Origin of the sequence: Bradyrhizobium sp. CCGUVB23, from assembly GCF_024199885.1 — a bacterium.
GTDB lineage: Bacteria > Pseudomonadota > Alphaproteobacteria > Rhizobiales > Xanthobacteraceae > Bradyrhizobium.
In genome coordinates, this window is record NZ_JANADQ010000003.1 from 109,823 (window position 1) to 120,971 (window position 11,149).

At 67.1% G+C, this 11,149-nt stretch carries 2 protein-coding genes and 2 pseudogenes; all 4 read left to right on the plus strand.

What is annotated here, in order from left to right:
- Positions 1–5: 5 nt before the first annotated feature.
- A pseudogene (locus tag NLN62_RS53890) lies at positions 6–628 on the plus strand (AMP-binding protein); the annotation flags it as partial.
- A 265-nt stretch (positions 629–893) separates the two neighbouring features.
- The gene (locus tag NLN62_RS51580; protein ID WP_254114327.1) at positions 894–2,840 is read left to right on the plus strand and encodes a condensation domain-containing protein; all 1,947 of its coding nucleotides are present in this window, start codon (positions 894–896) and stop codon (positions 2,838–2,840) included.
- Between the two features lie 8 nt (positions 2,841–2,848).
- Positions 2,849–7,708 carry a non-ribosomal peptide synthetase gene (locus tag NLN62_RS51585; protein ID WP_254114328.1) on the plus strand — a complete coding sequence of 1,620 codons (4,860 nt, stop codon included), beginning with the start codon at positions 2,849–2,851 and terminating at the stop codon, positions 7,706–7,708.
- A gap of 88 nt (positions 7,709–7,796) precedes the next feature.
- Positions 7,797–11,075 (plus strand): annotated as a pseudogene (locus NLN62_RS51590) (amino acid adenylation domain-containing protein); the annotation flags it as partial.
- Positions 11,076–11,149: the final 74 nt, after the last annotated feature.

Consider the following 11,149-nt stretch of genomic DNA (forward strand, 5'->3'; position numbering starts at 1 on the left):
AGCGCGTGAGCTATGGCGAGCTCAATGCGCGGGCCAACCGTCTGGCGCATCATCTGACCGGGCTCGGGGTGAGGCCGGATCAGCCGGTGGCGATCTGCCTTGCGCGCAGTCCGGCGATGGTGGTGGGGCTTTTGGCGATCCTGAAGGCGGGGGCGCGTATCTGCCGCTGGATCCGGCCTATCCGAGCGCGCGGCTGCGCCAGGTGCTCGACGATGCGGCGCCGCCGCTGGTGCTGGCCGATGCGGCCGGCCGTGCCGCGCTGGGCTGCGAGGCGCTGCTCGATAGGACGGTGGTGGACCTCGACACGGCAACGCCGGCCTGGGCGAACCTGCCGGCCTCCGATCCGGACCCGCGCGCGCTCGGCCTGAGCTCACGCCACCTCGCCTATGTGATCTACACCTCGGGATCATCAGGCACCCCCAAGGGCGTCATGGTCGAGCATCGGGGTTTGGCCAATCTTGTAGCATGGCATGTGCAAACGTTTTGTCCGCAGCGAGATACCTGCTGCGCATTCACGGCTGGAGTCGCATTCGATGCCAGCAGTTGGGAGCTATGGTCTGCGTTATGTAACCGCAGCAGATTGCTGCTCCCGCCCAGAGCATCAGCGGGAGATTCTTCCATCTGTTGAAATGGTGGCGTGATCAATCGCTGGACGTCGCCTTTTTGATCACGCCGCTCGCTACAATCGCGTTAGAAGATAAGCTGATAAATCCTACATTGGAGTACTTGCTTATTGGCGGGGATCGTCTCCAGCGTGTGCCTGGGCCTCTACCAGCGGCTCTCAAGCTAATAAACAACTACGGCCCTACCGAAGTGACGGTCGTGGCGACCTAGGACGGCTCTTCAGCGACAACGCTGTGCCGCATATTGGCCGTCCAATCGCGAACACGCAGGTGTATCTTCTGGACGGTCATGGCGCGCCTGTTCCGTTCGGGGCGGTGGGAGAGCTTTACATCGGCGGGGCCGGCGTTGCGCGCGGCTATCTGAACCGGCCGGAGCTGACGGCGGCGCGGTTCATCGCCAGCCCCTTTGTGGCAGGCGACCGGCTGTACAAGACCGGGGATCTGGCGCGCTATCTGCCGGACGGCAATCTGGAGTTCTTGGGCCGCAACGACGAGCAGGTGAAGATCCGCGGCTTCCGGATCGAGCCGGGTGAGATCGCGGCGCGGCTTTGCGAGCATGCCTTGGTGCGCGAGGCGGTGGTGGTGGCGCGCGAGGACCGCAGCGGCGATAAACACCTTGTCGGCTATGTGGTGTGTGCGCCTGAAGCAGCTTCGAACGGGCCGGATGGCGGCGCGCTGGCCGGCGCGTTGCGCGCGCATGTGAGTGCGCACCTGCCGGACTACATGGTGCCGAGTGGGTTTGTGCGGGTTGCGGCACTGCCCTTGACGCCGAACGGCAAGCTGGACCGCCAGGCGCTGCCGGCACCGGAGGATGAGGCGTATGCGCGGCGGAGCTACGAGCCGCCGCAAGGCGAGATCGAGACCGCGCTGGCAACGCTCTGGGCGGAGCTTCTGGGGCTAGAGCGGGTCGGTCGGCACGACCACTTCTTCGAACTGGGCGGCCACTCGCTGCTGGCGGTGCGGCTGTTGAGCCGGCTGTCGCAGGCGCTGGGTGTAGAGCTGCCGCTGAGGACGTTGTTTGCCAAACCGGTGCTAGCCGATCTGGCGGTGAGCATCGTGGAGGAGTTGAGCCGCTCCGGTCCGCAACACCTGCCGGCGATGGTCGGCGGGTCGCGCGAAGCGCCCCTGGTGCTGTCGTTTGCGCAGCAGCGGCTGTGGTTTTTGGCGCAGCTGGATGAGACCAGCACGACCTATCACATGCCGTTGGCGTGGCGGCTGCGCGGCGTGCTCGACCGCAGCGCCTGGCAGCGCAGCCTTGACCGTGTGTTGGCGCGTCATGAGGCGCTGCGCAGCATCTTTGTCGCCTCGGAGGGCAAGCCCTCGGTTGAGGTTCTGCCGCCGGATGCGGGGCTGCCGGTCATAGAGCACGATCTGCAGGGTATGCCGGATGCAGACGAGGCGCTTTTGGATTTGTGCCAGGAAGAGGCGCGCACGCCGTTCGCTCTGGCGCGCGGCCCGCTGATCCGCGGCCGGCTGATCCGGCTGTCGGACGAGGAGCACGTCTTCCTGCTGACCCAGCATCACATTGTCTCGGATGGCTGGTCGCTGGGCGTGTTGGCGCGTGAACTCAGTCAGCTGTACCGGGCGTTTGAGGCCGGACAAGACGATCCGCTGCCGCCGCTTGCGATCCAGTATCCGGACTATGCCGCCTGGCAGCGGCAGTGGCTCTCGGGCGAGCGGCTCTCGAACCAGGCGCAGTATTGGCGCAACACCCTGTCTGGCGCGCCGGCGCGCCTGGCGTTGCCAACGGACCGGCCGCGGCCGGCGCAACAGTCCTTTGCCGGAGCCAGTGTGCCTGTCGTGATCGATGCAGATCTGACGCGGGGCTTGAGGCGGCTGAGCCGGCAGCATGGCACGACCTTGTTCACGACGGTGTTGGCGGCGTGGGCGGCGGTGCTGTCGCGTCTATCGGGGCAGGACGACATCGTGATCGGGGTGCCGACTGCCAATCGCGGTCGCCGTGAGATCGAAGAGCTGATTGGCTTCTTCGTCAACACCCTGGCACTTCGCCTCGACCTGTCGGGCGAGCCGAGCGTGGCGGAGCTGTTGGAGCGGACGCGGCGCACGGCCTTGGCGGCGCAGGAGCATCAGGACCTGCCGTTTGAGCAGGTGGTGGAGATTGTGCAGCCGCCCCGGCGTCTTGATCACACGCCGGTGTTCCAGGTGATGCTGGCCTGGGGAACAACGCCGGTGGATCCTTCGATCTTCCCGGGCTGATGGTGGAGATGGTGGGGAATGGGTACGATCAGGTCAAGTTTGATCTGGAGCTGAACTTAAGCGAGCATGGCGAGGTCATCGCCGGAATGCTGGGCTATGCGACCGCGCTGTTCGATCAAGCGAGCATTGAGCGGCAGTGCGGTTATCTGCTGGCGCTGCTGCGGGCGATGGTTGCCGATGCAGAGCAGCCGGTGAGCCGGATTGGGCTGCTGCCGGCCGCTGAGCGGGCGTATCTGCTGGAGGAGCTGAACCGGACGGCGGCGGCGTATCCGTCGGACAAGTGCATCCACGAGCTGTTCGAGGCGCAGGTAGCCAGGGCGCCGGAGGCGGAGGCGGTGGTCTGTGCGGAGGAGCGCGTGAGCTATGGCGAGCTCAATGCGCGGGCCAACCGTCTGGCGCATCATCTGACCGGGCTCGGGGTGAGGCCGGATCAGCCGGTGGCGATCTGCCTTGCGCGCAGTCCGGCGATGGTGGTGGGGCTTTTGGCGATCCTCAAGGCGGGGGGCGCGTATCTGCCGCTGGATCCGGCCTATCCGTCGGCGCGGCTGCGCCAGGTGCTCGACGACGCGGCGCCGCCGCTGGTGCTGGCCGATGCGGCCGGCCGTGCCGCGCTGGGCTGCGAGGCGCTGCTCGATAGGACGGTGGTGGACCTCGACACGGCAACGCCGGCCTGGGCGAACCTGCCGGCCTCCGATCCGGACCCGCGCGCGCTCGGCCTGAGCTCACGCCACCTCGCCTATGTGATCTACACCTCGGGATCATCAGGCACCCCCAAGGGCGTCATGGTCGAGCATGCGAGCACCGTGAACCTGCTGCAGTGGAGCAGTGCCGTGTTTGCGGAATCAGAGATCAGCCGCATGCTGTTCTCCACCTCGATCAGTTTTGACCTGTCGGTCTATGAGTGCTTCGTTCCGCTGTCGCAAGGCGGCACCCTGTATGTTGTCGACAATGCGCTGGCGCTGGCGCAAACGTCATTGGATGTCACGCTGATCAACACAGTGCCTTCGGCGCTCGCCGCTCTGCTCGACAAGAACGCAGTGCCGGCTTCGGCAAGCATCATCAATCTGGCGGGTGAGCGGCTGAAGGCAGGTCTGATCGAGAAGATCTTCGAGAGCAGTCGGATCGAGAAGCTTTGTAATCTGTACGCACCTTCCGAGACAACGACGTACTCGACCTGGATTTGCATGCCGAGGGGAGAGGCTGTCGTTGAGACGATTGGCCGTCCAATCGCGAACACGCAGGTGTATCTTCTGGACGGTCATGGCGCGCCTGTTCCGTTCGGGGCGGTGGGAGAGCTTTACATCGGCGGGGCCGGCGTTGCGCGCGGCTATCTGAACCGGCCGGAGCTGACGGCGGCGCGGTTCATCGCCAGCCCCTTTGTGGCAGGCGACCGGCTGTACAAGACCGGGGATCTGGCGCGCTATCTGCCGGACGGCAATCTGGAGTTCTTGGGCCGCAACGACGAGCAGGTGAAGATCCGCGGCTTCCGGATCGAGCCGGGTGAGATCGCGGCGCGGCTTTGCGAGCATGCCTTGGTGCGCGAGGCGGTGGTGGTGGCGCGCGAGGACCGCAGCGGCGATAAACACCTTGTCGGCTATGTGGTGTGTGCGCCTGAAGCAGCTTCGAACGGGCCGGATGGCGGCGCGCTGGCCGGCGCGTTGCGCGCGCATGTGAGTGCGCACCTGCCGGACTACATGGTGCCGAGTGGGTTTGTGCGGGTTGCGGCACTGCCCTTGACGCCGAACGGCAAGCTGGACCGCCAGGCGCTGCCGGCACCGGAGGATGAGGCGTATGCGCGGCGGAGCTACGAGCCGCCGCAAGGCGAGATCGAGACCGCGCTGGCAACGCTCTGGGCGGAGCTTCTGGGGCTAGAGCGGGTCGGGCGGCACGACCACTTCTTCGAACTGGGCGGCCACTCGCTGCTGGCGGTGCAACTGATGGCGCGGCTGCGGCGGCTGTCGCTTGGGGTCGAGGTGCGCACCCTGTTCGCCAAGCCGGTGCTGGCGGATCTGGCGGCGAGCCTTGGCAGCCATCAGGAGGTGGCGGTCCCGGCCAACCTGATCAGCGAGCAGAGTACGGCGATCACGCCAGAGATGCTGCCGCTGATCGAGCTTACGCAGGGCGAGATCGACCGGATCGTCGCCACGGTGCCGGGTGGGGCCGGCAACATCCAGGACATTTATGGCTTGTCGCCGCTGCAGGACGGCATCCTGTTCCATCATCTGTTGGCCGGCCAGGGCGATCCGTACCTGCTGGTCAGTCAGATGGCGTTCGCCGACCGTGGGCTATTGGAGCGCTATCTTGGTGCGGTTCAGCGGGTGGTGGACCGGCACGATATCCTGAGGACGTCGTTTGTCTGGGAAGGCCTGTCGCGCCCGGCCCAGGTGGTGTGGCGCAATGCGCCACTGGGGGTGAGCGAGGTCGCGCTGGCTGGCTGTGATGGTCCCGGCCCCGATGAGCTCCGGCTGAGGTTTGATCCGCGCCGGCAGCGTATCGAGCTTGGCCGGGCGCCGCTGTTGCGGTTTGTGATCGCGCGCGAGGCGGGCGGCGCGCGCTGGCTGCTGCTGCAGCTGCAGCACCATTTGATCGGGGATCACACGACGCTGGAGGTGATGCATGCCGAGGTCCGGGCCGTGCTGGAGGGACGAGAGCATGAGCTGAGCGCACCACAGCCGTTCCGCAACCTGGTGGCGGCGGCACGGCTGGGCGTTGATGCAAAGGCGCACGAAGAGTTCTTCCGGACGATGCTGGCCGACATCGACGAGCCGAGCACGCCGTTTGGCTTGCGCGAGGTCCACGGCGACGGCAGCGGGGCCCGTGAGGCGCAGCGGATGCTGCCGCAGGCGCTCAACGCGCGGCTGCGGGTGCAGGCACGGCGGCTTGGGGTGAGCCTGGCGAGCCTGTGCCATCTGGCCTGGGGCCAGGTGGTGGCGCGCAGCAGCGGCCGCGAGCAGGTGGTGTTCGGCACGGTGCTGTTCGGCCGCATGCATGGCGGCGCCGGTGGCGACCGCACCATGGGGCTGTTCATCAACACCCTGCCGCTGCGGCTTGACCTGGACGGAAGCGGGGTCGAGGCGAGCGTGCGGACCACGCACGCCCGGCTTTCCGAGCTGCTGGCGCATGAACATGCCTCGCTGGCCTTGGCGCAACGCTGCAGCGGCGTTGCGGCGCCGGCGCCGCTGTTCAGTTCGCTGTTGAACTACCGCCACAACATGCCGGCGGCAATCTCCGGCGCCGGAGCGGACGATGGGCTATCCGGCGTGGAATGGCTGGGCGGGGAGGAGCGCACCAACTATCCGCTGACCTTGTCGGTGGAGGACTTTGGCGAGGCGCTCGGGGTGACGGCGCAGGTGGCGGAAGGCGTCTCAGCGGATCGGGTCTGCGGCTACATGCAGCGGACGCTCGAGCAGCTGGCGGAGGCGCTGGAGCGGGCGCCGAACACGCCGGTGCGGGAGCTGGACATCCTGCCGGCCGCTGAGCGGGCGTATCTGCTGGAGGAGCTGAACCGGACGGCGGCGGCGTATCCGTCGGAGGCGTGCATCCACGAGCTGTTCGAGGCGCAGGTAGCCAGGGCGCCGGAGGCGGTGGCGGTGGTCTGTGCGGAGGAGCGCGTGAGCTATGGCGAGCTCAATGCGCGGGCCAACCGTCTGGCGCATCATCTGACCGGGCTCGGGGTGAGGCCGGATCAGCCGGTGGCGATCTGCCTTGCGCGCAGCGTGGCGATGGTGGTGGGGCTTTTGGCGATCCTGAAGGCGGGCGGGGCGTATCTGCCGCTGGACCCGGCCTATCCGTCGGCGCGGCTGCGCCAGGTGCTCGACGACGCGGCGCCGCCGCTGGTGCTGGCCGATGCGGCCGGCCGTGCCGCGCTGGGCTGCGAGGCGCTGCTCGATAGGACGGTGGTGGACCTCGACACGGCAACGCCGGCCTGGGCGAACCTGCCGGCCTCCGATCCGGACCCGCGCGCGCTCGGCCTGAGCTCACGCCACCTCGCCTATGTGATCTACACCTCGGGATCATCAGGCACCCCCAAGGGCGTCATGGTCGAGCATGCGAGCACCGTGAACCTGCTGCAGTGGAGCAGTGCCGTGTTTGCGGAATCAGAGATCAGCCGCATGCTGTTCTCCACCTCGATCAGTTTTGACCTGTCGGTCTATGAGTGCTTCGTTCCGCTGTCGCAAGGCGGCACCCTGTATGTTGTCGACAATGCGCTGGCGCTGGCGCAAACGTCATTGGATGTCACGCTGATCAACACAGTGCCTTCGGCGCTCGCCGCTCTGCTCGACAAGAACGCAGTGCCGGCTTCGGCAAGCATCATCAATCTGGCGGGTGAGCGGCTGAAGGCAGGTCTGATCGAGAAGATCTTCGAGAGCAGTCGGATCGAGAAGCTTTGTAATCTGTACGCACCTTCCGAGACAACGACGTACTCGACCTGGATTTGCATGCCGAGGGGAGAGGCTGTCGTTGAGACGATTGGCCGTCCAATCGCGAACACGCAGGTGTATCTTCTGGACGGTCATGGCGCGCCTGTTCCGTTCGGGGCGGTGGGTGAGCTTTACATTGGCGGGGCCGGCGTTGCGCGCGGCTATCTGAACCGGCCGGAGCTGACGGCGGCGCGGTTCATCGCCAGCCCCTTTGTGGCAGGCGACCGGCTGTACAAGACCGGGGATCTGGCGCGCTATCTGCCGGACGGCAATCTGGAGTTCTTGGGCCGCAACGACGAGCAGGTGAAGATCCGCGGCTTCCGGATCGAGCCGGGTGAGATCGCGGCGCGGCTTTGCGAGCATGCCTTGGTGCGCGAGGCGGTGGTGGTGGCGCGCGAGGACCGCAGCGGCGATAAACACCTTGTCGGCTATGTGGTGTGCGCCTGAAGCAGCTTCGAACGGGCCGGATGGCGGCGCGCTGGCCGGCGCGTTGCGCGCGCATGTGAGTGCGCACCTGCCGGACTACATGGTGCCGAGTGGGTTTGTGCGGGTTGCGGCACTGCCCTTGACGCCGAACGGCAAGCTGGACCGCCAGGCGCTGCCGGCACCGGAGGATGAGGCGTATGCGCGGCGGAGCTACGAGCCGCCGCAAGGCGAGATCGAGACCGCGCTGGCAACGCTCTGGGCGGAGCTTCTGGGGCTAGAGCGGGTCGGTCGGCACGACCACTTCTTCGAACTGGGCGGCCACTCGCTGCTGGCGGTGCAACTGATGGAGCGGCTGCGGCGGCTGTCGCTTGGGGTCGAGGTGCGCACCCTGTTCGCCAAGCCGGTGCTGGCGGATCTGGCGGCGAGCCTTGGCAGCCATCAGGAGGTGGCGGTCCCGGCCAACCTGATCAGCGAGCAGAGTACGGCGATCACGCCAGAGATGCTGCCGCTGATCGAGCTTACGCAGGGCGAGATCGACCGGATCGTCGCCACGGTGCCGGGTGGGGCCGGCAACATCCAGGACATTTATGGCTTGTCGCCGCTGCAGGACGGCATCCTGTTCCATCATCTGTTGGCCGGCCAGGGCGATCCGTACCTGCTGGTCAGTCAGATGGCGTTCGCCGACCGTGGGCTATTGGAGCGCTATCTTGGTGCGGTTCAGCGGGTGGTGGACCGGCACGATATCCTGAGGACGTCGTTTGTCTGGGAAGGCCTGTCGCGCCCGGCCCAGGTGGTGTGGCGCAATGCGCCACTGGGGGTGAGCGAGGTCGCGCTGGCTGGCTGTGATGGTCCCGGCCCCGATGAGCTCCGGCTGAGGTTTGATCCGCGCCGGCAGCGTATCGAGCTTGGCCGGGCGCCGCTGTTGCGGTTTGTGATCGCGCGCGAGGCGGGCGGCGCGCGCTGGCTGCTGCTGCAGCTGCAGCACCATTTGATCGGGGATCACACGACGCTGGAGGTGATGCATGCCGAGGTCCGGGCCGTGCTGGAGGGACGAGAGCATGAGCTGAGCGCACCACAGCCGTTCCGCAACCTGGTGGCGGCGGCACGGCTGGGCGTTGATGCAAAGGCGCACGAAGAGTTCTTCCGGACGATGCTGGCCGACATCGACGAGCCGAGCACGCCGTTTGGCTTGCGCGAGGTCCACGGCGACGGCAGCGGGGCCCGTGAGGCGCAGCGGATGCTGCCGCAGGCGCTCAACGCGCGGCTGCGGGTGCAGGCACGGCGGCTTGGGGTGAGCCTGGCGAGCCTGTGCCATCTGGCCTGGGGCCAGGTGGTGGCGCGCAGCAGCGGCCGCGAGCAGGTGGTGTTCGGCACGGTGCTGTTCGGCCGCATGCATGGCGGCGCCGGTGGCGACCGCACCATGGGGCTGTTCATCAACACCCTGCCGCTGCGGCTTGACCTGGACGGAAGCGGGGTCGAGGCGAGCGTGCGGACCACGCACGCCCGGCTTTCCGAGCTGCTGGCGCATGAACATGCCTCGCTGGCCTTGGCGCAACGCTGCAGCGGCGTTGCGGCGCCGGCGCCGCTGTTCAGTTCGCTGTTGAACTACCGCCACAACATGCCGGCGGCAATCTCCGGCGCCGGAGCGGACGATGGGCTATCCGGCGTGGAATGGCTGGGCGGGGAGGAGCGCACCAACTATCCGCTGACCTTGTCGGTGGAGGACTTTGGCGAGGCGCTCGGGCTGACGGCGCAGGTGGCGGAAGGCGTCTCAGCGGATCGGGTCTGCGGCTACATGCAGCGGACGCTCGAGCAGCTGGCGGAGGCGCTGGAGCGGGCGCCGAACACGCCGGTGCGCGAGCTGGACATCCTGCCGGCCGCTGAGCGGGCGTATCTGCTGGAGGAGCTGAACCGGACGGCGGCGGCGTATCCGTCGGACAAGTGCATCCACGAGCTGTTTGAGGCGCAGGTAGCCAGGGCGCCGGAGGCGGTGGCGGTGGTCTGTGCGGAGGAGCGCGTGAGCTATGGCGAGCTCAATGCGCGGGCCAACCGTCTGGCGCATCATCTGACCGGGCTCGGGGTGAGGCCGGATCAGCCGGTGGCGATCTGCCTTGCGCGCAGTCCGGCGATGGTGGTGGGGCTTTTGGCGATCCTCAAGGCGGGGGGCGCGTATCTGCCGCTGGATCCGGCCTATCCGTCGGCGCGGCTGCGCCAGGTGCTCGACGACGCGGCGCCGCCGCTGGTGCTGGCCGATGCGGCCGGCCGTGCCGCGCTGGGCTGCGAGGCGCTGCTCGATAGGACGGTGGTGGACCTCGACACGGCAACGCCGGCCTGGGCGAACCTGCCGGCCTCCGATCCGGACCCGCGCGCGCTCGGCCTGAGCTCACGCCACCTCGCCTATGTGATCTACACCTCGGGATCATCAGGCACCCCCAAGGGCGTCATGGTCGAACATCGGGGAGCGGTGCGTCTAGTAGCGGGGAACGATTTCGTCGAGATCTCGCCGCAGGACGTCTTTCTCAATGCCTCCTCGCCGACATTCGACGCGACCGCGTTCGAAGTCTGGGGAGCCTTGGCAAACGGCGCCACGGTTGTGCTCTATCCTGGACGTTACCTCTCCACGGCAACGCTGGCCCAGATCATCCGAGACCGAGGCATCACGATCGCCTGGATGACTGCGCGGTTGTTTGACGTCTATGTCGGGGAGGGGCGGAGCACTGATCGGCTGCAGCAGTTGCTGGTCGGGGGCGAAGAGGTCTCCGTCGCTTCCATCAGAGCATGTCAGAAGCGACATCCGACGCTGAGGATTTCAAATGGCTACGGGCCGACGGAGAACACCACCTTCAGTATCTGCTATCCTGTGCCTCCCGATCTCGATGACCAGACCCGGGTGCCGCTCGGCCGACCAATTCGGAATTCGGTGGCGTATCTGTTGGACGAGCGGCTACAGCCGGTACCGCTGGGAGCAATTGGTGAAATCTATGTCGGCGGGGCCGGCGTTGCGCGCGGCTATCTGAACCGGCCGGAGCTGACGGCGGCGCGGTTCATCGCCAGCCCCTTTGTGGCAGGCGACCGGCTGTACAAGACCGGGGATCTGGCGCGCTATCTGCCGGACGGCAATCTGGAGTTCTTGGGCCGCAACGACGAGCAGGTGAAGATCCGCGGCTTCCGGATCGAGCCGGGTGAGATCGCGGCGCGGCTTTGCGAGCATGCGGTGCGCGAGGCGGTGGTGGTGGCGCGCGAGGACCGCAGCGGCGATAAACACCTTGTCGGCTATGTGGTGTGTGCGCCTGAAGCAGCTTCGAACGGGCCGGATGGCGGCGCGCTGGCCGGCGCGTTGCGCGCGCATGTGAGTGCGCACCTGCCGGACTACATGGTGCCGAGTGGGTTTGTGCGGGTTGCGGCACTGCCCTTGACGCCGAACGGCAAGCTGGACCGCCAGGCGCTGCCGGCACCGGAGGA